21 protein-coding genes and 1 pseudogene are annotated in these 23,081 nt (G+C 38.6%); 19 read left to right on the top strand and 3 right to left on the bottom strand.

Translation table 11 applies throughout. The features are described from left to right. Nucleotides 1-82: 82 nt before the first annotated feature. The 11 genes from PQ456_RS22115 to PQ456_RS22065 all read left to right on the top strand — a co-directional run bounded on the left by PQ456_RS22115 (nucleotide 83) and on the right by PQ456_RS22065 (nucleotide 11,299). Nucleotides 83-1,465, top strand: a complete 1,383-nt coding sequence (locus PQ456_RS22115; RefSeq protein ID WP_273614161.1) for a carbohydrate ABC transporter substrate-binding protein — start codon at nucleotides 83-85, stop codon at nucleotides 1,463-1,465. 60 nt (nucleotides 1,466-1,525) lie between these two features. Further along, nucleotides 1,526-2,410, top strand: a complete 885-nt coding sequence (locus PQ456_RS22110) for a carbohydrate ABC transporter permease (protein ID WP_273614160.1) — start codon at nucleotides 1,526-1,528, stop codon at nucleotides 2,408-2,410. Between the two features lies 1 nt (nucleotide 2,411). After that, complete coding sequence (locus tag PQ456_RS22105; protein ID WP_273614159.1) at nucleotides 2,412-3,305, top strand: carbohydrate ABC transporter permease; 894 nt, start codon at nucleotides 2,412-2,414, stop codon at nucleotides 3,303-3,305. A gap of 34 nt (nucleotides 3,306-3,339) precedes the next feature. Continuing rightward, nucleotides 3,340-5,097, top strand: a complete 1,758-nt coding sequence (locus PQ456_RS22100; protein WP_273614158.1) for a glycoside hydrolase family 35 protein — start codon at nucleotides 3,340-3,342, stop codon at nucleotides 5,095-5,097. A 55-nt stretch (nucleotides 5,098-5,152) separates the two neighbouring features. After that, nucleotides 5,153-6,568: an alpha-L-fucosidase gene (locus PQ456_RS22095; protein ID WP_273614157.1), complete on the top strand. Its 1,416-nt coding sequence runs from the start codon at nucleotides 5,153-5,155 to the stop codon at nucleotides 6,566-6,568. Between the two features lie 216 nt (nucleotides 6,569-6,784). Further along, nucleotides 6,785-7,900, top strand: coding sequence for a glycosyl hydrolase family 8 (locus PQ456_RS22090; protein WP_273614156.1), 1,116 nt, complete (start codon nucleotides 6,785-6,787; stop codon nucleotides 7,898-7,900). Continuing rightward, the gene (locus PQ456_RS22085) at nucleotides 7,901-8,806 is read left to right on the top strand and encodes a GGDEF domain-containing protein (RefSeq protein WP_273614155.1); all 906 of its coding nucleotides are present in this window, start codon (nucleotides 7,901-7,903) and stop codon (nucleotides 8,804-8,806) included. A 32-nt stretch (nucleotides 8,807-8,838) separates the two neighbouring features. Then, entirely contained in the window at nucleotides 8,839-8,982 is a 144-nt protein-coding gene (locus tag PQ456_RS22080; RefSeq protein WP_273614154.1) for a hypothetical protein, read from the top strand. Further along, nucleotides 8,975-10,270: a glycosyltransferase family 2 protein gene (locus PQ456_RS22075; RefSeq protein ID WP_273614153.1), complete on the top strand. Its 1,296-nt coding sequence runs from the start codon at nucleotides 8,975-8,977 to the stop codon at nucleotides 10,268-10,270. The genes PQ456_RS22080 and PQ456_RS22075 overlap by 8 nt, the downstream gene beginning before the upstream one ends. 88 nt (nucleotides 10,271-10,358) lie before the next feature. After that, the gene (locus tag PQ456_RS22070) at nucleotides 10,359-10,535 is read left to right on the top strand and encodes a hypothetical protein (RefSeq protein WP_273614152.1); all 177 of its coding nucleotides are present in this window, start codon (nucleotides 10,359-10,361) and stop codon (nucleotides 10,533-10,535) included. Nucleotides 10,536-10,543: 8 nt separating this feature from the next. Further along, nucleotides 10,544-11,299 (top strand): GNAT family N-acetyltransferase, encoded by a 756-nt coding sequence (locus tag PQ456_RS22065; RefSeq protein ID WP_273614151.1) that lies wholly within the window; start codon nucleotides 10,544-10,546, stop codon nucleotides 11,297-11,299. A 58-nt stretch (nucleotides 11,300-11,357) separates the two neighbouring features. On the opposite strand, the gene PQ456_RS22060 is transcribed toward PQ456_RS22065, so the two are convergent. Beyond that, nucleotides 11,358-12,851 (bottom strand): peptide MFS transporter, encoded by a 1,494-nt coding sequence (locus tag PQ456_RS22060; RefSeq protein WP_273614150.1) that lies wholly within the window; start codon nucleotides 12,849-12,851, stop codon nucleotides 11,358-11,360. Nucleotides 12,852-13,115: 264 nt separating this feature from the next. On the opposite strand from PQ456_RS22060, the gene PQ456_RS22055 reads away from it, so the two are divergent. The 3 genes from PQ456_RS22055 to PQ456_RS22045 all read left to right on the top strand — a co-directional run bounded on the left by PQ456_RS22055 (nucleotide 13,116) and on the right by PQ456_RS22045 (nucleotide 15,098). Further along, nucleotides 13,116-13,793, top strand: coding sequence for a TIGR00266 family protein (locus tag PQ456_RS22055; RefSeq protein ID WP_273614149.1), 678 nt, complete (start codon nucleotides 13,116-13,118; stop codon nucleotides 13,791-13,793). Between the two features lie 239 nt (nucleotides 13,794-14,032). Next, a complete protein-coding gene (gene greA / locus PQ456_RS22050; RefSeq protein WP_273614148.1) occupies nucleotides 14,033-14,518 on the top strand; it encodes a transcription elongation factor GreA in 486 nt (161 codons plus the stop codon). Nucleotides 14,519-14,591: 73 nt separating this feature from the next. Beyond that, nucleotides 14,592-15,098: a GNAT family N-acetyltransferase gene (locus tag PQ456_RS22045; RefSeq protein WP_273614147.1), complete on the top strand. Its 507-nt coding sequence runs from the start codon at nucleotides 14,592-14,594 to the stop codon at nucleotides 15,096-15,098. A 71-nt stretch (nucleotides 15,099-15,169) separates the two neighbouring features. Here the strand turns inward: PQ456_RS22045 and PQ456_RS22040 are convergent, their stop codons facing one another. Continuing rightward, a complete protein-coding gene (locus tag PQ456_RS22040) occupies nucleotides 15,170-16,072 on the bottom strand; it encodes a PhzF family phenazine biosynthesis protein (protein WP_273614146.1) in 903 nt (300 codons plus the stop codon). A 250-nt stretch (nucleotides 16,073-16,322) separates the two neighbouring features. Between PQ456_RS22040 and PQ456_RS22035 the strand changes: the two genes are divergently transcribed. The 3 genes from PQ456_RS22035 (at nucleotide 16,323) to PQ456_RS22025 (ending at nucleotide 19,784) form a co-directional block, all read left to right on the top strand. Beyond that, nucleotides 16,323-17,426 (top strand): discoidin domain-containing protein, encoded by a 1,104-nt coding sequence (locus tag PQ456_RS22035; protein WP_273614145.1) that lies wholly within the window; start codon nucleotides 16,323-16,325, stop codon nucleotides 17,424-17,426. A 143-nt stretch (nucleotides 17,427-17,569) separates the two neighbouring features. After that, complete coding sequence (locus PQ456_RS22030) at nucleotides 17,570-18,148, top strand: hypothetical protein (RefSeq protein ID WP_273614144.1); 579 nt, start codon at nucleotides 17,570-17,572, stop codon at nucleotides 18,146-18,148. Nucleotides 18,149-18,338: 190 nt separating this feature from the next. Then, complete coding sequence (locus PQ456_RS22025; protein ID WP_273614143.1) at nucleotides 18,339-19,784, top strand: DEAD/DEAH box helicase; 1,446 nt, start codon at nucleotides 18,339-18,341, stop codon at nucleotides 19,782-19,784. Between the two features lie 179 nt (nucleotides 19,785-19,963). Here PQ456_RS22025 and PQ456_RS22020 read toward each other — a convergent pair. Next, nucleotides 19,964-20,362, bottom strand: a pseudogene (locus PQ456_RS22020) (Rpn family recombination-promoting nuclease/putative transposase); the annotation flags it as partial. A 285-nt stretch (nucleotides 20,363-20,647) separates the two neighbouring features. Here PQ456_RS22020 and PQ456_RS22015 point away from each other — a divergent pair. Together PQ456_RS22015 and PQ456_RS22010 are read left to right on the top strand one after the other, a co-directional pair. Further along, the gene (locus PQ456_RS22015; protein WP_273614142.1) at nucleotides 20,648-21,754 is read left to right on the top strand and encodes a metallophosphoesterase; all 1,107 of its coding nucleotides are present in this window, start codon (nucleotides 20,648-20,650) and stop codon (nucleotides 21,752-21,754) included. Between the two features lie 263 nt (nucleotides 21,755-22,017). Then, nucleotides 22,018-22,989 carry a pectate lyase family protein gene (locus PQ456_RS22010; protein ID WP_273614141.1) on the top strand — a complete coding sequence of 324 codons (972 nt, stop codon included), beginning with the start codon at nucleotides 22,018-22,020 and terminating at the stop codon, nucleotides 22,987-22,989. Nucleotides 22,990-23,081: the final 92 nt, after the last annotated feature.

The raw sequence follows: 23,081 nt of genomic DNA, 5'->3' as shown, positions 1-23,081 counted from the left end.
TACTATCATCACAACCCTTCTATACTGAATACATGCAGCGTCGCTTCTATCCAGAAGCTCATTATATAAATGGGGTGAATGTATGAAGGGGATCAAAACATTAAATATGTTAAGTGCAGTTGTATTGTCATTTTCGTTGTTGGCTGGATGTGGGGGTAATGCAGGCAGTGCAGATAAAAGCACTCAAGCAGCCAATAGCCAATTTGCTGATCCAGACCTCAATATCGCTGTTTTTCAAGGAGGATATGGACGGGAATACTGGGATACGATTGCAGAAGACTTTATGAAAGATTATCCGGGAACCAAGATCAATATTACCGCCAGTCCCAAAATCGCTGAATTGATTCGCCCCAAAATTGTAGCCGGTAATCCGCCGGATTTAATGTATATTGCAGGCAGTGATAATACATCGTTGCTAGATGGTCTGGTCAAAGACCATGCTTTACTAGATTTAACCGATGTGTTTGATAGCACGCCAAAAGGAGAAACACAGCCGCTCAAAAATAAAATTCTACTGGGTGCTTTAGAATCCAGAGCGATGGCTCCTTATGGAGATGGCAAAGTGTATGCTGCCCCGTTTAACTTTGGTGTAATGGGATTGTGGTATAACAAAACTCTTTTTAAACAAAAAGGAATTGAAGTTCCAAAAACATGGGATGAGTTGTTAGCACTCAATACAACAGCACAACAAAATAATAGAGCGCTATTTACGTATCAAGGGTTATATCCAGGTTATCTGGAAGAAATCATTGTACCTTCGATCTATAGTGTGAGTAAGCAGAAGGGATTAACTGATTTTTTTGATTACAATCCTACATTTTGGACAAGTGACACATTCCGTCAGGTATGGGGTGTACTGGAAAAGATCGCTACCGAAGATAACGGATTGATGAAAGGTACAGTCGCTTTGAATCATACACAAGCACAGACCGAATTTATGCAAGGTCATGCGATGTTTATTCCGAATGGCACATGGTTTGAAGATGAAATGAAAGATGCTCCGCGTGAAGAAGGATTTGAGTTTGGATTTCTAGGCGTACCTGCTTTTAAAAAAGGTGATCCGGTTACAGCGATGACCAGTGTAGAGCAGATCGTTATTCCAGCCAAAGCCAAAAATCCAGAATTAGCTAAAGCCTTTTTATCGTATCTGTATACTGATAAAAGTGTAAAACTTAATGCTGAAAAATCGAAAGGAATCCTTGCTGTTAAAGGAGCACCCGATCTGGTCAAAGAGTATATTTCTGATACGACTTACAATGTCTATAAAACAGTCGATAGCGGTATGGTAGCCATAAACGGTTCGTTTAAATCGGTAGCTAAAGGTAGCAAATACAATCCAAGCGAAGAAGTGTATAATCCTATTTCTTCATTGATGAATAAGCAGATGACATTAGATCAATATAGTGCGCAAATGACCAAATTATATACTGAACTGAATCAAGAGTTAGTGAATAATACACCATAAGTAAAAACTAAGGAGGGCGATAATATCGTCCTCTTTGATCGAAAGGAGTCTTCGCATCCTATGAAAATGAAGACAAGACGGCGTTGGTTTTTATTATTTTGTTTGTTGCCCGGACTGTTATTGCTTACGTTGTTTAAGTTGTATCCTACGGTCGAAGTATTCCAGAAATCTTTTTACTTATGGACAGGTATCGGAGATGAGCCGAAATGGGTAGGATTCCAAAATTTTATCGATTTATTCCATGATGATGTATTTTTGTTATCGTTACGAAATACCGGATTTTTGATGTTAGTGGTGCCTGTGTTGACGTTATTTATCGCATTGATTAATGCATCGATTCTGACACGTTCCAAATTGAAAGAACGTGGACTTTATCGCACTTTATTTTTCTTTCCCAGTATTTTATCTTTTGTCGTCATTGCTATTCTATGGTCATTTATTTATCATCCGACGATTGGATTTCTCAATTCAGGGCTTGATTTCATCGGATTAAGTAGCTGGGCGCTTCCGTGGTTAGGTGATGAACGGACAGTATTGTGGGCGTTAGCAATCACGATGATCTGGCAAGCGGTTGGTTATTATATGGTGATGTATATGGCAGGAATTGATAGTATATCTCCTGACTTGTATGAAGCGGCAGGTATAGATGGAGCTACCCCAATTCAGCAGTTTATCCATATTACGATTCCGATGTTATGGGAAATTATTCGAATTACGATTATCTTCAGTATTAACGGTGTGCTTACGATTAGCTTTATTATCGTATCGATTATGACAGGCGGAGGGCCAAATCGTCATTCTGAAGTGATTATGACTTATCTGTACAGTCAGGCTTTTTCCAATTCCAATTTTGGCTATGCGATGGCGATCGGTGTATTTGTGTTTGTAATGTCGTTTTTGTTAGCGATTTTAAGCAACCGTTTAACACGAAGGGAGGCATCTTAACATGTCGATGACAGCCAACTTTGAAAGCGGGAGCACAAAGCCTAAGGTTAGTGTATCCAAAACACCGCTGCGCTGGGTAGGTCATATCGTGTTACGTATTTTTTTGATCATACAGGCATTAATCGTCGTTTATCCTTTGATCTGGAATGTATTAGCTTCGTTCAAAACAAATACAGAAGTGATGGAAAGTCCGTGGAGCTTACCGAAGACATTAAACTGGGAAAATTATGTGAATGCTTTTACTACCGCTCGTATTGGCGATTATATGCTAAATTCGGTATTAGTGGTTGCGATGTCGATGGTTATTCTGTTAGCGGTAGCTTTACCGACAGCGTATGCGTTAGGTAGAATGCAATTTAGAGGCAGAGGATTGATTACGAATCTGTATATGGCAGGATTGTTTATCGGAGGTGCGTATATTATTGTACCGCTATTTATTCTGATGAATAATCTACATATGCTGGATAATCGCTTCTGGCTAAGTGCAGTCTATGCAACAGGTAGCCTTTCTTTTTCTGTCTATCTGATGATTGGATTTATGAAGTCGATTCCACAAGATTTTGAAGAAGCGGCGCTGATTGATGGAGCAGGATATATGAATATTTTGTTCCGTATTATTTTACCGATTACGCGTCCTGCGATTGTAACTCTGGTGGTATTCGGCTTTTTTGACTTTTGGAATGAATATGTACTGGCATTAACATTAGTCACAAGTGATGAGAAAAAAACGATTCCGATCGGGCTGGCTAATCTGATGCAGATTCAACAATATGCGACAGATTGGGGTTCTCTGTTTGCAGGATTAGTGATTGTATTGATTCCTACCGTCATTGTCTATGCATTATTGCAGAAAAGATTAACCGAAGGCATGATGATGGGCGGGGTCAAAGGTTGATCGTAGTAGATCAGATCATAGGGAGGAAGCGCTGTTGAACACTTTTGAAGTTGTTGGCAATGACTTTGTCTATAACGGTCAGCCGATGCGTCTGCTGTCTGGTGCAATACATTATTTTCGCATCGTGCCTGAATACTGGGAAGATCGGTTGCTCAAGCTAAAAGCTCTCGGCTTAAATACAGTGGAGACGTATATTCCATGGAATCTGCATGAACCACAAGAAGGTTTTTTTGATTTTACAGGTATCGCAGATGTTGTAGCTTTTATTCAGTTAGCCGGATCATTAGGATTGCATGTGATTGTTAGACCGAGCCCTTATATTTGTGCCGAATGGGAATTTGGAGGATTGCCTGCATGGTTGCTTGCTGATCAGAATATGCGACTGCGTAGTTATGATATATCTTATCTGGATAAAGTAGATGCTTATTATGATGTGTTACTACCGCTTCTTCAACCTTTGTTATGTACCAAAGGTGGGCCGATTATAGCGATGCAGATCGAAAATGAGTACGGAAGTTATGGCAACGATACAGCATATCTTCAATACATTCAAGAAGCAATGGTGATACGGGGAATGGATGTATTGTTGTTCACTTCAGATGGGCCGGAAGACTTTATGTTGCAGGGTGGGATGGTTCCCGGTGTACTGGCGACCGTTAATTTTGGATCGAATGCGACGTCTGCTTTTGCTAAGCTCAAGCAGTATCAACCGGATGCTCCACTTATGGTGATGGAGTTCTGGGATGGTTGGTTTGATCATTGGATGGAACCTCATCAGACCCGTTCAGCACAAGATACCGCAGAGACTGTTGATGACATTTTGCGATATGAACAAGCTTCACTCAACTTCTATATGTTCCACGGAGGAACAAACTTTGGCTTTTACAATGGAGCCAATCATATTAAGCAGTATGAACCAACTGTAGGAAGTTATGATTATGGAGCTTTATTAAATGAACAGGGACAGCCGACAGATAAATTTTTTGCGGTTCGAGAAGTGCTTGGTGAATATATAGATTTACCTGCATTGGAATTACCTGTACCGATCCCGACTGCTAATTACGGCACTGTAACTTTACATGAATATAGTCCTTTATTGCAGAATCTAGATGTGCTAACTACAGCGATTCATTCTTCTTCACCTGAACCGATGGAAAAGCTAGGGCAAGCGTATGGCTTTATTTTATATTCCACTATAGTCAAAGGGTCACGAACCGAAATGGAACTTGTTCTTCAACAGGTAAGTGATCGGGCTATCGTATATGTAGATGAAACATATCAAGGGATTATCGAGCGCTGGACCCCGTCTAATCTTCCTTTAGAAGTACCGGAACAAGGCATACGTTTAGATATTCTAGTCGAAAATATGGGACGTATTAATTATGGGCCTTACTTGCGCGATCCTAAAGGGATTACGGAAGGTGTACGGCATGGCAATGCGTTTCTATATGACTGGACGATCTATCCATTACCGCTACATTCGCTTAGCGACCTTATCTATACGCAGACAGAGACGCTATCAGCCCCACTTGATCAACCAGCTTTTTACCGTGGTATATTTCATGTACAATCTCCAGCCGATACATTTCTAAGAGTAGATGGTTGGGTCAAAGGGGTAGTGTTTTTAAATGGATTTAATCTAGGTCGATACTGGCAAGTAGGGCCGCAGAAAACACTATATATTCCTGCGCCATTGTTAAAGCAAGGCGATAATGAGTTAATCCTGTTCGAATTACATGGATACAAACAATTGCAAGTGCAGTTGGTGGATACTGCTGATCTAGGACAGTAAAAAAAGATAACAGATCCGATATAGCATACTGATGATACGAAAGGAAGAACCACATATGGTGATTTCGATTGAACAAGCGGCTCATATCTATCCATCAGCCAGACAATTAGCCTGGCAAAAGTTAGAATTTTATAGCTTTATTCATTTTTCGATGAATACATTTACCGATAGGGAATGGGGAATGGGTGATGAGTCACCTGCGTTATTTAATCCAGAGCAATTGGATGCAGAGCAATGGGTAGATGCTTGTCAGGCGGCAGGTATGAAAGGACTTATTCTAACGTGCAAGCATCATGATGGATTTTGCCTGTGGCCCAGTCAATATACAGATCATTCGGTAGAGAATAGTCCGTGGCGCAATGGACAAGGAGATCTGGTCAAAGAAGTATCCGAAGCTTGCCGCAAAGCAGGTCTGAAATTTGGGATTTACCTTTCTCCATGGGATCGTCATGAACCTACATATGGAGATTCTGAAGCCTACAACGATTATTTTGTACATCAGCTTGAAGAACTGTTAACTGGATATGGTGAATTATTTAGCGTATGGTTTGACGGGGCTTGTGGAGAAGGCAAACAAGGGAAAAAGCAAGTGTATGATTGGGATCGCTATTACGCGGTTATTCGCAGACTCCAACCACAAGCGGTGATTTCAATATGTGGCCCTGATGTACGCTGGTGTGGTAATGAAGCAGGGCATACCCGTTCTTCTGAATGGAGTGTTGTACCTGCAAGTATGCAGGATAACGAAAAGATACAAGCCAACTCGCAAACTGAAGATAATGGAGAATTTGCTACATTGGTGCGTTCGGATCAAGACGATTTAGGCAGTCGCCATATGATTGCCGAAACAGAGCATTTGATCTGGTATCCTGCGGAAGTTAATACATCGATTCGCCCGGGCTGGTTTTATCATTCGGCTGAAGATGATCAGGTCAAAACATCCACAGAACTTATGGAATTATATGAAAGAATAGTAGGCGGGAATGCTTGCTTTTTGCTAAATATACCGCCTGATCGTAGAGGATTAATTCATGAACAAGATGTGTATGAGTTGCAACAATTAGGAGAGAAAATAAAGAATTATTATCAATATAATCTAGCTGAACATGCTCTAATTCAAGCATCTGATTCAGATCCAGAGCATCCTGCTCCTCTCGCTATCGATCTCGCGGAAGAGACGTATTGGTGTACTCCCTATGGAACAGAGCAAGCTGAGATCGAACTGGATTTGGGAACAATCCAGACATTTCATCGAATCGTATTAATGGAACATATTGAGTCAGGGCAACGTATCGAGTTCTTTACGATTTCTTATCAGGATCGTCATCAAAAATGGATCGAATGTTATCATGGTTCCATTGTCGGATATAAGCATATTTGTCGTTTTTCAGATATTAGTGCACAGCATATTCGAATATCTATTGTCGAATCGCGTTATTGTCCAACATTACAATCGATAGAAGTGTATTAATCAACTAGACAGCTATCGAACGAGATTATATGATAAAACCAGATATTTCGTAGCATATGACTGCGAATGATCTGGTTTTTTGCTTTTCAAAATATAACAGATGCATATATTGTCGAATTTTGATAGAAAAAAGTAACTATATCTTCAAGAGTAGCCGATAAATAAAGTAGAATACGTATATTTCTAAAGCAGAAATGTATGCAATAGGAGAAAGATATGAAAAGAAAGAAACATCATTTTCCGAAGAAATGGATATTACTTATGATAGGTTGTATCGCAGTTATTGTGATCATAGGCGGAGTGTATACATATCGTTCTCAACCAGAAGCCTCCCCTACAGCAGCGTTTATTACATCCCATATGGTCAATGAGAATGGGACGTTAGCGAGTCGTCTTTTACCCGCTACTTCGACAGATCCTGATATTGTAGCTGGCCGAGAATCATTATCTGAATCGCTAGGATTGTGGATGCAATATGCGCTACTAACCGATGACTCCAAAAGTTTTGAACACAGTTATACGTTGTTGCAACAGTATTTTTTGGATAAAGACAAGCATTATATTTACTGGAAATTAGAGCCGAATGGACAATCGAAAGTAAATACCAACGCACTTGGAGATGATCTACGTATCGTAGGCGCGCTGTTACAAGCATCTACCCAGTGGAAACAGCCTACTTATCATACAACTGCCAAGCAAATTGTCGATACGTTGCTTGCTTCAGATCAGCAACATGGTTATCTTGTCGATTATCATGATTTTGAACATGGATATTCCGCAGATGTACTCAGCCTAACATATATTGATGTGCCTGCTTTGGAACAGATGAAGCAGACCAACATCATCACCACTCAAGAGTACACGAAGTACACCGATCTACTTCACAATACGCCCAATGATGGAGTCTTTTACCCCAGAACATACAGCGTAGCTACAGGCAAATACAACTATGACGATACGATTAATCTGATAGATCAACTGATTTTAGCGATCCATCGGAGTGAATTAGGTGAGCCTTCCGATCAACTGATCACTTTTATGAAAAAAGAATTTGAGCAGAATCATAAGTTAGCCGGACGCTATAAGCGTGCTGATCAGACCGCAGATGTAGCATATGAATCGCCAGCAGTGTACGGACTTGCGATTTTGTTAGCTTTACAGGAGAACGATCAGCAGTGGGCAGACCAATTATATGCACAAATGCTAACGATGAGAGGATGGGATCAAGCTTATCCGGGAGGCTATGTATTTGATGGAGATACTCATATTTTTGATGATTTATTTCCTCTTTTAGCAGAGACACATTTGCAGAAAGGCAGTGACACGAAGTAAATGAGAACAAGTCGAAAACGTAAAGAATTAAGTACCAACACCAGCATTATTAATCAAATGCGTTTGGGTTATATCATTTTGATTGTGCTGGCGATCGCACAGGAAGTGCTTGTGTTTTTTAATATTTATGCAGATGGTGGCTATAGCTTATTAGAGATTGCTTTGAATATAGGCGCAATGGTTGCATTGTTGTTCGGGTTTGTCGTTTCGATGGGCATTGCTGTCGTGGTTATTTTTATATTTATAGTGACCTATTTTGTATGGATGGTGACATATGCGCCAGTCAATACACTGATCTTTTTTGAACTATTTTTGATCCCAGCTAATATTCTGATTGCTGCTTTTATCAAATCGACGTTGATTCGTAATCAAAGAGTTAGTGAACGATTAGAAGACTTGCGCAAGCGTGATCCTGAAATTGATTTGTATACGACATTAGGCAACAAAAAGGCGTTAGAAGCTACTGTTATCAAACAGTCTAACCTGGCTAGACGCTATTCCGAAAATTATACATTTTCGATGGCGATGTTCAAGATTGAATTTCTAGCACTGGTACAAGAATCGTTAGGTAGCCAGCTCTATTCGCAATTTCTGTTGGAGTTGTCCGAGACGATTCAAAAACAAATTCGGTATGAAGATTATAAGTTCTCGATTGAAGAGGGGCGTTTTATTATTTTGTGTCCTATGACCGATCAACAATATCTGCAATTGTTAACCGATCGTATCAAAAACGCTATGATGAATATCAAATTTTTAGATAAAAAAGGCAAAGAGTTGAAATTTGTCATTCGCGCAGGAGCATTCGTATTTCAAAAAGAACAATTCAGCACCTATGAGAATATTGATGGCATTATCTCTGCGCTAGAACGCAATACAGAAACCGATCTGATTGCAGAATATATTTAAATACATGTTTGTTCACAAGGAGGTTGATAGAGATGGAATATACGAGCTGGTTTATCCCGCTTTGTATTGTGATTAGTAGCTTATTCGGTATCGCTATTATTGTACTTACCATTATGACATTGGTTTTCCGTGCAAATGTAAATAAAAAGTATGACCGGGGGAAAAATCATGTCTGATGCTATTTTGCTCATCTCGATTATGAGTATATGGATTGCTGTATTCGAATCGATCGTCATTATGTGGGGCGCGATTCGGTTTATGTTCAAGCAGAATAAAATTCCGATGGTGATTCCTGAAAATATGGATCATTTCCCGAATGTAACAGTGATTGTACCTGCACATAATGAAGAAATCGTCATTATGTCTACCGTTGAGCATATTTTGAAGTTGAATTATCCTCAGGACAAAGTACAGATTATTATCGTAGCTGATAATTGTAGTGACAATACGGCTGCTCGTTTGCGAGCTTTGAAAGAACAACCTGCTTATGCTGATCGTGACTTTACTATTATGGAGCGTACGGGTAGTGGTGGTAAATCCGGTGCGTTAAATGATGCAATGGTGATCTCCAAAGGCGAATGGTTATGCGTGTATGATGCAGATGCCGCACCCGAGAAAAATGCACTTCTTTTTCTAACCCAAAAAGCAATGGAACAACCTGAAAAATACGGTGCTGTATTCGGTCGCAACAAAGCACGTAATCGCAGCCAGAACTTCTTATCCGGTTGTATCAATCTGGAACTTGTCACGATTCAGCGCGTGCATCATACAGGTATGTGGGAGTTATTCGGATTGGGTACGATTCCGGGCACGAACTTTATTGTGCGCAAAGACTTAATGGAAGAGATCGGTGGATGGGACCCGCAAGCCATAACAGAAGATACCGCGATTTCATTTGAAATTTTGACGCGTGGGAAGCTGATCGCATTAGCTCCTCAAGCCGAAGCGTATCAACAAGAACCGGAACTGCTCAGTGTGTATATGAAGCAACGGGAACGCTGGTCTAAAGGCAATTACAGTGTAGTGATGGACAATATTCATCATTTATTTGATAAAACAAGCTGGCGTATCAAGCTACATGTTATGTATTATGCAGCTAGTTATTTCTGGTTTATGATCGCTATTATTGTCTCGGATATTATTTTTTTAGCTAATATTGTGTATCAGATTATAGAGCTATTTAATCCTGCGGTCGTATCTCCTGTTCAATTTGTTGGAGACGTATATGTATATCTGGTTATTGGTTGGGCGCTTATGTATTACATCTATGTATTGCAGATTAATATGGCACTGGCAACAGATATCGGACAAAGTAATACACGTAACTTTATTTTATCGTGCGTCTCTTACTTTACGTATTCCCAATTGTTCCTGATTATCTCGGTCAAAGCATTCTTCTCGATTACGTATGATCGGATTACCGGTAGAGAAAGCAAATGGTACAAAACCAAGCGCTTTGGCTAAAAGAAAGTATCATGTTATTTATTTACACTAGAATATGAGCGATGATATAATATAGTATATTGATTAAAAAGAAGGAGGTCGTTATAAAGTGGCCAGTACAAATATACTCAAGCCTATTCGACCGACCAAAATCAGTTTTGAAAATGACAAAGAGCTCTCCGAGTTTGTGGAATATGCAACTAAAAAAGAAAAAACGCATAGCGATATTATGGATAATGTTCGTCGAGATCTGAGTAATCATAAGCGCTCCTCACGTAGAAAGTAGGTCGAGAAGTGCTAACTTTTGACTACATTTCTTCTAGTTATACTGGTCATTTAAACAATTTTCAATTTGGAAGTTTTGATGAGAATACGATAAAAGAGTTTTTATTAACCAAAGCATTATATTTTCATGAACTCCAAACAGCTACAACCCGATTATACTTTGATGAAGATCAAAATTTAGTCGGGTTCTTTACTTTACATAATGATTTAATTGAATTAGAAAGGAATAAGGTTAATGAATTTGGAGATAAATATGGTTGGGAATTACCTAATGATGAACAGTACTATTTCCCGGCTATTAAACTTCATTATTTTGCTATAGATAAAAGGTACCGAGGTCTAGGTTATGGTAAGCATCTAATGCAAGAAATTATCGAAATAGCTACAGATGTCACACAGCAAAGTGGATGCAATTTTATTACGATAGAGGCATTACCTAATTCAGTTGAGTTTTATCATAAAAGAGGATTTAAAGCGGTATCTCAAACATCAGAATTTACGATTATGGTTTTCAAACTTGGAGAAATAGAAAAAGTTTTTGTAGAAGATCAGTTTGAAGTGGATGAGACTACAAGAATAATGATGCGAGATAAATTAATCATTGCTAAAGATCAGTTAGGTTATACCCATTTAGAATTGGCTAATCGGGTCGGAGTAGATGAGGAAGTTATTGAAAACTTTGAATTTAGCGCTTCTGCTCCAGATATTAAATTAATTAAACGTATAGCAGAAGCATTAAATATAGAGTTGGCACAATTATATTAAATAAAAACAACCTTGAATGACTTTAAAGTCCTCAAGGTTGTTTTTATAGGTTTGGTTGTTACAGTACACCCTTCATAAAGCTTTGAATTTTGGGACCCATCACGAACAGGATCACACCAAGTGCGATAGACACACCACCGATCACTCCGAAATAGATCATTTCGGTATCGGGGCTATAAAATTGAACAATAATCGCATTAATCGCTTGAGCCGCAGCATTAGATAAAAACCATAGACTCATCGTTTGCGCAGAGAAAGCCGCAGGAGCGAGCTTGGTTGTTGCAGACAGCCCAACAGGAGAAAGGAATAACTCTCCAACTACAATAATAAAATAGCTCAGTACAAGCCATAGCGGGCTTACAAGCGAATTCTCACCACCGAAGTAAGAAGGAATAAGAATAACAAGGAACGATAACCCTGCAAACAGCAATCCTAAAGAGAATTTGCGCGGAATAATCGGTTGACGATTTCCAAGTTTGAGCCAGATCGCTGCAAACACAGGAGATAGCGCAATAATAAATAGCGGATTGAGTGATTGGAACCATGCAGGAGCAATATGAATACCCATAAAGTCCAATTGAGTACGTTTATCTGCATAAGTTGCCAGTACGGTTGACGTCTGTTCTTGAATAGACCAGAACATCACAGCCGCTATAAATAAAGGAATATAAGCAAGCAGACGTGAACGTTCGACATCTGTTGTTTTTTGGCTACGATACATCGTAACGAAGTAACAGATAGGAATCAAAATTCCCAGTATAGCCACTACAGTGACAAATGATTTTAACGTTAACCAACCCATCATAATTGCCAGTACTACGATAATCGCAATAATCACCGCACTGATTGCAAAAATTTTGATCGTTTTTTTCTTCTCATCAGCAGATAGTGGATTACCTACTACAGTACCTGCTAGACCTAGATTTTTCTTTTTCGTTAATACAAATACAACCAGCCCTAAAAACATCCCGATCGCTGCTGTAGCAAAACCCCAGTGGAAACCATAACTAGTCTGCAATCCACCGACGATCAAAGGAGAGATAAATCCACCTAGATTGATACTCATATAGAAAATACTAAAACCAGAATCGCGGCGATTGTCTTTTTCCCCATACAATTCACCAACTACATTAGAAACGTTCGGTTTGAGTAGTCCTGTACCGAGTACAATCAAGCCCATCGATACAAATAATAGCGGTACGCTGTTAGGAATAGCGAGCACAATATGCCCGATCATAATCAAGACGCCGCCATAGAATATCGCTTGGGATGAGCCAAACACGCGGTCAGCTAACCATCCTCCAATAATACCGGACATATAGACAAGTGATCCGTAAATCGACATAATCGCAAGCGCTGTCGCTTCATCGAATCCAAGTCCACCTTTAGATACTTCATAGTACATGTAGAATACAAGAATCGCTCTCATTCCATAATAAGAGAACCGCTCCCAGAATTCAGTGAAAAACAAAGTGAACAATCCTTTGGGATGACCGAAGAATCCTTTTTGCGGTACGCTGTCTACTACTTGTTGCTTATTCACTTCTGACACAAATGAACCTCCTGATCTAACTATCTTTTATTTGAATAGATTCATTACAGAATTACACGCTTAAATACTTACATATCAACATATAGGGCTATCGAAAATATTTACACGTCACTTCAGCAATCGAACCATCAGAATACAACATATTTTGCATATCATCAATGAGAAATTACAAAGACAATTAAACGTAGTGCATATATACAATGCCAAAGGTGAAGTGTCATAATATAAATAAGCTTAATATATTGAAAGGATAGGTGAACAAAGATGAAATATGACATTTTGTATGAAGGCGCGTTTGCCATGTTAAAGGTACATATAGAACAAGGAGAAGCGATCAAAGCTGAATCTGGCGCTATGGTCTCGATGTCTCCCAATGTAGAAATTAAAGGAACGATGGACGGCGGACTGATGGGTGGTCTGGGTCGTATGTTATCAGGAGAAAAATTCTTTTTTCAAGAGTTGCGTTCTACACGTGGCCCTGCGGAAGTGTTGTTAGCACCTTCCAGTATTGGCGATGTAACTGCTGTAGAATTAGATGGATCGTATAGTTTGTATGTTCAAAAAGATGGCTTTTTAGCAGGTACAGAAGGTATTGAAGTGGGTACACAAATGCAAAATCTGAAAAAAGGATTATTTTCAGGTGAAGGTTTCTTTATTATCGAAATTCGGGGTAAAGGAACTGTATTCTTGTCTTCTTATGGTTCGATTCATGCAATCAATCTAGCTCATGGTGAAGAAGTAATCGTCGATAATGCTCATCTGGTGGCATGGCCGGGATATATGAATTACCAGATTGAAAAAGCATCGAAAGGTTGGTTATCCAGTGTAACCAGTGGAGAGGGCATTGTGTGTCGCTTCCGGGGCGAAGGGGTTGTTTTGATTCAATCTCGTAATCCGGCTGGATTCGGTAATTGGATCAGACAGTTTATTCCGAGCAAGTAAAAGATATTCACCAAAAGCTAAATTCATTTCTCAAGCGTTGAGATAGAATTTAGCTTTTTTGGTACATTGTCTTTATCATAGGCAATACAATAAGGATGAAAGTTGATGTTTATACAATGTATGCGTTTTATTTGTGGTTAACTTAGATATCTTATAAATTTAATCACTTTATTTTACAATTAAAGTAACGAAAGTGTGCCAATATAGCGTATACTGTTAAATGAGGGAGTTGAGCGCATATGGCTAAGGAACACGAAGAAATTATTTTGACCCGTGAAGGTATCAAAAAGCTGGAAGATGAGCTTGAAGAACTGAAAGGGCCACGCCGTAAAGAGTTATCGCAACGTTTGAAGCTTGCTATCAGTTACGGAGATTTGAAAGAGAATAGTGAATACCATTCAGCGAAGGACGATCAAGCTTTTATGGAGACACGCGTTCTTATTCTAGAAAAAATGCTACGTAATGCACAAGTGGTCAATGCAGATAACCTGGATCTTTCCAAAGTCAGTATTGGTTCTACTATACTCCTACATGATTTGGAGTTCGGTGAAGATATCGAATACCAGATTGTCGGACCTGCTGAAGCAGACGTTATTAACAACAAATTATCGTATGAAAGCCCACTAGGTAAAGCGTTGATCGGACAAAAAGTCGGTAACACGATTACTTTTGAAGCGCCTATGGGAACATTCAAGTATAAGCTGTTGGAAATTAGAATCGTATAATTGTAGTTCAAAAGGCAAAGCCAAAGATTTTCTAAAGGCTTTGTTTTTTTATATAAGTATAGGAGGTTGTAAGATGGATATTAGGCTTTTGACTTCTGAAGATGCAGTATCCTATCGTGCACTTAGGTTAAGATCATTGCAAGAAAATCCCGAAGCTTTTTTAGTTACATATGATAGTGAAGTCTCCAAACCGATAGAAGATGTACAACATAAGCTTCAATATTCTAATAGTCGATTCACATTAGGTGCTTTTGATCAGGACGAGCTTGTAGGAATGGTAACTTTTATAAGAGAAAGTAATGTCAAAACGATACATAAAGGCAATATCTATGCGATGTACGTTTCGTCAGAAGCTAGAGGTCAAAAGCTAGGTAAAGCTTTGATCACAGAGTTAGTCCAAAGAGCACGTTTATTTGACGGGCTAGAGCAGATACATTTAACCGTTATATCTAATAATAGTGCAGCCAAGCAACTATATCAGAGTCTAGGATTTATCGTATATGGATTCGAACGCAATGCACTAAAGTATGAAGGTCAGTATTGGGATGAGGAATTTATGGTGTTAGATTTGACCCGTTGATCTACAAGGCATTTATTCAAAAAGCAAAGCCTTAGCCATAGCTAAAGACTTTGCTTTTTTACTATCTATCATTAGATATCTAATGTGCCTCGAATCGTAATCTTTGCAGTACCTGCTACTTTGATAATTGGATGTTCTCCATTTGGGATCGCTTGTACATATAGAAATCCAGGACGACCGATAGCACGCCCTTGAGCAATTTTGAGCTGTGTTATCTGATCCTGTGGAATCATATGATTGAGATACAGATATCCGGTCAAAGCACCATTCGCTGCGCCTGTTACAGGATCTTCAGCGATTCCAATAGCGGGTGCAAAATCACGAGTGTACAAATCATAATCGTCCTCAGCATCCGGAGTAAACGTAAATAGATGAGTTGTGGCAATCTGGTATTCTTTATTGTGCTTACTTAGTGCTATAAGGTCAGGTGTTGCTTGGTCTATAGCTTGCTGGCTATGTACAGGAATCAATAAATGCCAGTTACCAGTATGGGATAATTGGATTGGGTAAGCAGGATCTATCGCATCGACAGGAACGCCTACCATTTCGCTAATTGCTTGTAAGTCTACAGGTAACGCTTTGATTTGCGGAGTGATCTGAGTCATTTCAACCCGTTGTACACGACCTTCTTCTTGATGCCAGACGACTGGAATAGCACCTGCTCCTGTTCCTAGAACGACTCCATCTTGTTGCTGAGATAGTCCAAGTTCTGTAGCTAGTAACCAGGTTAATCCGATAGTAGCATGTCCGCAAAAAGGAATTTCGTCAGTAGGTGTAAAATATCTGACTTTATAATCGATACCTGTTTGATCCGAAGGAAGTAAAAAGATAGATTCAGATAAATTAAGTTCTTTTGCAATCTGTTGCATTTCTTCTCCAGTTAGTTGTTCTGCATCCAATACGACCCCTGCGGTATTTCCTGTAAACGGTTGATCTGTAAAAGCATCGACATGATAAACTCTAATGTTTCGCACAGAAATTCACTCCTTTTTATATATGATAGATATATCGAGATAATTCGATATATCTATCATACATATTTTTTTGCTATTTGTAAAATGGTTCTTTGAATCTTGCAATGAAAAGGAGAAAGTCTCCTATGTATAATATAAATTTGTATAATAAAGAATTTTACTCTAACAAGTGGCAACTCAAATGCCGATAAGTAATAGGGTAATAAAATAGTTTGAATAAATATACAGTGAAAAGAGGAATATTTAGAACATGAAAAAGAAATTATTAAGTGCAATTATGTTTTTAAGTTTTTTAGTAGTAGGGTGGAGTCATTCTACATATGCAGCAACAGATACGTATACAAGTCTTATTCCTACAATGACTACAACTACTAATTCAGTTGGAAAAGCAAGTGCAAGTTCTAGCTATGATGGACTACCTGCTTGGAAAGCATTTGATGGTAAAAAATCGTATAGCACAAAAGTACCGGATGCTTGGACAGCTTGGGGAACAGGTTCAACTACTGGATGGTTAGCTTTTGAATTCAATCAAGCAACAATAGTATCAAAATATACTATTTATTATGGTCCTAGTGCGTCTAACCGTAATCAACCAATGGATACTAGTTCTCCGAAGAATTGGACATTCGAAGCTTCAAATGATAATAAAACTTGGGTTGTTTTAGATACTCAATCTAATATTTCTGATTGGAAAGATCCAACAGCTAAAGAAGTTTTGTTGAATAACACGTTACCGTATACATTTTATCGTGTGAATATTACTGCTAATAATGGTAATACGGCGGATAGTGTAAAGCTTACTATTCATGAAATGCAATTATTTGGAAAAGATGCTCCTGTAATGCCTAAAAATCTAGTAGCTACATCTGATAAAGCAACTTCTTCTATTGGCTTAACTTGGGATGCGTTGCAAAATGCTACAGCTTACAATGTAAAACGTGCTACTACTGCTGGTGGTCCATATGAGACTATTGCTGCTAATGTAACTGAAGCTACGTATAAAGATACTAAAGCAGATAAAAACCAAGCTTATTATTATGTAGTTTCGGCTGTTCTACCTACAGGCGAAAGCTATGACTCTAACGAAGTTAATGCAGAACTAACGACAGGAACAACTACGCCATCAGGTGGTCGTGTTCTATTGGTTATTACTATGGTTAACGGGTTAGAAAAAGAATATGATTTGAGTGGTTCTGAGTATGCTCAATTTGTATCTTGGTATGATGCTAAAGCAAATGGAACAGGTCCAAGTCGTTATACATTCAACAAAACATGGAATATGGGACCTTTCAAAGCAAGAACTGAAAATGTAGTATTTGATAAAATCATTACTTTTGATGCTAACGAATATTAAAATGCAATAAAGTAAATGAGTATTAAAGGTAGTTATTGTACTCCTGCAAAGGAATATAATGACTACCTTTTTCTTTTACAGTGAAATGGGTAAGGAGGTGTAGGTTACCTCTAATTTACTTACTGGAAGGAGATGTGCTTACTATGGATCAACCACCAAGTCGTATACATTTGGGCAAAGCGATACGGCAAGTTGCTCGAACAATTATTCGTTGGCCTCAAATAGAATCACTACATATCTGTAATACATCTTCTGTATTATTTTCTAAAAGGGAATTGGATTCAGTATATGCAGAGCTGTATTGGTTCCGTCTGACTGCGTTGCAAGTAGCAGTTTTACTACATATCCAGCAAAGACACTACAATTTGAATATGTATGAAGCAAGATATATGATGACGACAGCGATCGAATTAGCTTTTCAGGATGCAGATTTATCTAGAACAGATACGACCAAGATACGCAGTAAATTATCCGAGGAAATGGAATATTACTTTAAACGATTAGATTTGTCTAATTTGTCAGATCGTATGTCTACAGTTGCAGACCTGTTACGCTCTTTTGCAAACAGAACATTAATACTATGTACATCCGTCCAAATAGAGCATCATCAGGATCAACGTGAACAGGTATTGGTTCAAGAAGCGACTGTGATCTGGGATAAAGTCACACATGAACTAGAAGAACTTTTACGAAATATAAAAATTATTGAATTTGAGCAGTAAGCTACGTCTTTTTTGCTATTTTCTCAGATGTTAACTGTCAATATAGCGTATACTGAATAGAGTGAGTAAAAATGTATACGATCAAGCAAGCGATCTATTTGTGCTATTGTTGAAGCGATTTTATGTTCATTATTCAGCATGCTTAGTGAAATGAAAGAGCATGTTAATTTATAAAAAGAAGAGGTATTTCATGAGTCAGTCTAATTTTCAAGAGTATGGATTAAGTGAAGATATTTTAAAAGCATTGCAACAACTGGGCTACACCCAGCCTACAGAAGTACAGCAAAAAGTGGTTCCTGTGGCGTTGGAACGTCAAGATCTAGTCGTTAAATCGCAGACAGGTAGCGGTAAAACGGCTGCATTCGGTATTCCGTTGTGCGAGTTAGTAGACTGGAATGAGAACAAACCACAAGCGTTAGTCCTCACCCCGACACGTGAGCTGGCTGCACAGGTAAAAGAAGATATTACTAATATCGGACGCTTTAAGCGCATCAAAGCAACCGCAGTCTATGGAAAACAACCTTATGCCAAGCAGACACTCGAATTGAAGCAAAAAAGTCATGTTGTAGTCGGTACACCTGGACGTGTATTGGATCATATTCAGCGCGGTACACTGGCTTTGGACAAAATAGAATTTCTGATTATTGATGAAGCCGATGAAATGTTAAATATGGGCTTTATAGAACAGGTTGAAAATATTATCAAAGCATTGCCGAAAGACCGCACTACATTGCTATTTTCTGCCACATTACCACAAGATATCGAACGTCTTTGCCACCGTCATATGCGTCAGCCGGAGCATATTGAGATTCAAGCGACAGGGCTTACGACGGCAACGATAGAGCATGCATTATACGAAGTGAAAGATGCAGATAAATTTAATCTGTTGCAAGATATTACGGTTGTTGAGAATCCAGATAGCTGTATTATTTTCTGCCGTACTCAAGATAATGTAAATATGGTGAGTGAACGATTAACAGCGAACGATTATACCTGTGCGAAGATTCATGGCGGGATGTTGCAAGAAGATCGTTTTGCTGTAATGGAAGATTTCAAACGTGGACAATTCCGTTATTTAGTAGCAACCGACGTGGCTGCTCGCGGAATCGATATCGACAATATTACACATGTGATTAACTATGATCTACCGCTGGAAAAAGAAAGCTATGTGCACCGTACAGGACGAACAGGGCGTGCAGGTAAAAGCGGTCTAGCGATCACATTTGTCACTCCATTTGAAGATAAATTTTTGCGTGAAATTCAAGACTATATCGGATTTGCGATTCCGCACAAAGAAGCACCTGAAGCGACAGAGGTGGATCGTGCGCGTGAAGCATTTGAGGGTAAAATGGGAATTCGTGCAGAACGCAAACCTGCCAAAAGTGAGCAATTGAACAAAGAAATCATGAAGTTGTATTTTAATGGTGGCAAAAAGAAAAAATTACGTGCAGTCGATTTTGTAGGCACGATTGCTCGGATCGAAGGCGTAACGGCTGAAGACATTGGAATTATTACGATTCAGGATAACGTGACTTACGTTGAGATTCTGAATGGCAAAGGTCCTCATGTTTTGAAAGTGATGAAGGATACTACTGTCAAAGGCAAATTACTCAAAGTGCACAAAGCGTTGAAATAAAGTTAAAGCCTAGCATATTGCATGCGAGTAATTATGAATACGTAAGATAATCGTACAATTATTTGTAGCTTCAAAGCTAATATAAAGTTAAAAAAGGAGCCTATCGCGATGATAGGCTCTTACTTGTATTACGAATCTGAAGCAACATCATAGAGGACAATGCTGATTGAATTCTAGACTCAGGATAGAGAACGAATAGCTTCTTGAGATAAACCAGTTGCTTTGGCAATCACTTCAATATCTAATCCAAGAGAAAGCATATTACGAGCCATGTCTAACAGTGCTTGATGTTTCCCCTGCTGAATGCCTTGCTCTAAGCCTTTTTCTATACCTTGTTCGATTCCTTTTTGAAAACCTGCTTCAACGCCACGGCGTTCGCCTTCTGCCATCGCAGAATCGACAAGTGAAGCTTCATCATGCAGGAATTTCTGGCGCGCTTCGTAACGCATACGAGCTTCGCGATCTTGACTTAGGAATTCGAGCGTAGTCATCGCTTTTTTTAATTCAGGTTCATTCATAGATAGCACCTCCCAGTGTGATGGATCAGTACCTTTAAGAAATAATAACCAATTCACTAATGGACTGCCTAAGCAATACATCTTTGTTCTTTTCACTACCAAAAATACGTTTAAATAAAAAAACATTTTTGGGATCGAGTAATTCAGACACAGATGATAACCTCCTATAGCTAAGTGGGTAGTAAAATCAAATCTATTTAGTTATGTATTTGCGTATTTTTTACGTAAGAATAGTTTTATACTATTTTTATCATTTGGTACATGATTGTATATCGTATATACTTATATAGAGATAGTTACAAGCAAAAAGTAATCATTATACAACAGAGATAGGAGTCAACTTATTTGTTAATAGGAATCATTATTTTTATTGTTTATAATTTGATCTTGCTGTATATGGGATGGAATGGTTGGGTATGGTTTGGACAGATTTTGCCAGATCATCATTTTGTGAGATACATCTTTGTTGCGGTGCTGATTGTTTTAGCCTATTCATTCTTTTTGAACTTCTGGGTACGTGAAAGTATAACAATTAAGATCATTAGTGCTGTCTGGTTTATGGTGTTATATATTTTAGTCTTATGGTTACCGATTATGAATCTAGGTGTACTTATTACTCGTTTTACCTCTTTATCTCAACATTTAGTGATTGTCTGGGCGGGATGGACTACACTGTTTGTATTTGTGATTGTAGCGTGTATAGGTATGTTCAATGCGTACAGTCCGGTGGTACGTAATTATGATATTACGATTGATAAGCCAGTTACAGGCAAGCAGGATATGAAAGTGATTATGGTATCGGATACTCACTTTGGTGTTTTGTCCAATGAATCGCATGCTAGACGAATGGTGAAAATGATCAACGAATTAAAGCCTGATCTGGTGCTATTTCCAGGTGATGTGATCGATGATAATCTGCCATACTTTGTGAAAACAAATATTCCGCAGATTTTGAAAGGGATCGAAGCCCCTGTATACACGTCTCTTGGGAACCATGATCGTTTTGAAAAAGGGATTAATTTGATTCAAGTGTTAGATGATAGTGATCTCAATATACTTTATGATGAATCGACAGTTCTGGATAATGGGATTACACTGGTTGGTCGTCAAGATTACAGTGATCGTCCACGTGCAGAATTAGCGAAGTTATTAGAATCGGTCGATCATTCGAAGCCGATTATTGTGATGGATCATCAACCGTATGAATTAGATGCTGAGCAGAAATTAGGAACCGATCTTGTTGTCTCCGGTCACACGCATCGTGGACAGGTGGCTCCAGCGTATTTGATCACGAAGCGTATCTATGAGAATGATTGGGGCTATTTGCAAAAAGGGCAACTGCATTCGATCGTATCGTCAGGTTATGGATTCTGGGGAACACCGATGCGCATAGGAACACGTTCAGAGATCGTCGAAATCAATATTTCATTTCAACCACAAAGTGAATCGTAATGTAATATCAGTAATCAGTAGTGATATTTCAATTTAGTTCTATATCAAAGGGAAGAAGATACTCTGTTAGGATAAGAGGATCTTCTTCTTTTTTTGTTCGTTTTCTTACTACTTTCAAAATGTAAACGTTAACATTAAAGGGATAATTCTATATTTATATTTCATTATTATCATATTCTTTATTTTTATATGGTAATTATTTACAAATAAACTTATGCTGATGCCAGGTTGTTATCTCACATTTGAAAGGTGGAAAATAGTTAATGAAAGTATTGAACAAGAAATCGATCATGGCACTTTGTCTGGGCGTTGTCACTTCTTTAGCTTTAATAGCACCTGCTTCAGCAGCACCTGACTTTGCGATAAAAGGATATGCCACAGTCAGCGGATCGACAACAGGTGGTGCAGGAGGAACAACCGTTACAGTTAGTGATCTAGCTTCGTTAAAAAATTACGGTACTGCATCAGGTAAATATATTATCAAAGTCAACGGTACGATTAATCTAAGCGGACAAGTCGATATCACGTCTAATAAAACAGTAGTAGGTGTAGGCAAAAATTCAGGCTTAACCGGTGGCGGATTACGTGTTAAAAACTCCAGTAATGTCATTATCCAAAACTTAAATATTTCCAAAGCAACCGGAACCGATGCCATCACAGTACAAGCTTCTAATCATGTATGGGTAGATCATAATGATCTATCGAGTGACCTGTCTCATGACAAAGATTATTATGATGGATTACTTGATATTTCTCATGGATCAGATTACGTTACTGCTTCCTGGAACAAATTCCATGATCATTTCAAAACATCACTTGTAGGGCATAGTGATAACAATGCTAGCGAAGATACAGGTAAGTTCCATGTGACGTATCATCATAATTCATTTGTAAATACCAATTCTCGCTTACCTTCTTTACGCTTTGGAACAGGGCATATCTACAACAACTATTATGAAAATGCAGAAACAGGCGTCAATTCACGTATCGGAGCTCAGGTTCTTGTAGAAGGGAATTACTTTAACAATGTCAAAACTCCGATTATGACGACCAAAACAAAAGGAATCGATGGATATGTAGTAGAGCGTAACAATGTGTATGTAAGCAGTGGAAATAATACGATTGGACAAGTTGGAAGCTTAACCAGTGTACCTTACACCTACAATCTGGACAGTGGAAGTACATTACAATCAACGATTGCTCAATATGGTGGAACAGGTGTAGTCACTCCATAATCATGCTAGATCAGAACTGGAATAACAGATAAACAAAAGCCAAAAGCATCCTATTTATACTACAGAGATTTGTAGATAAACAGGATGCTTTT

The sequence above is a fragment of the Paenibacillus kyungheensis genome (assembly GCF_028606985.1).
Taxonomy (GTDB): Bacteria; Bacillota; Bacilli; order Paenibacillales; family Paenibacillaceae; genus Saccharibacillus; species Saccharibacillus kyungheensis.
This window is presented reverse-complemented; position numbering and strand designations above follow the sequence as displayed.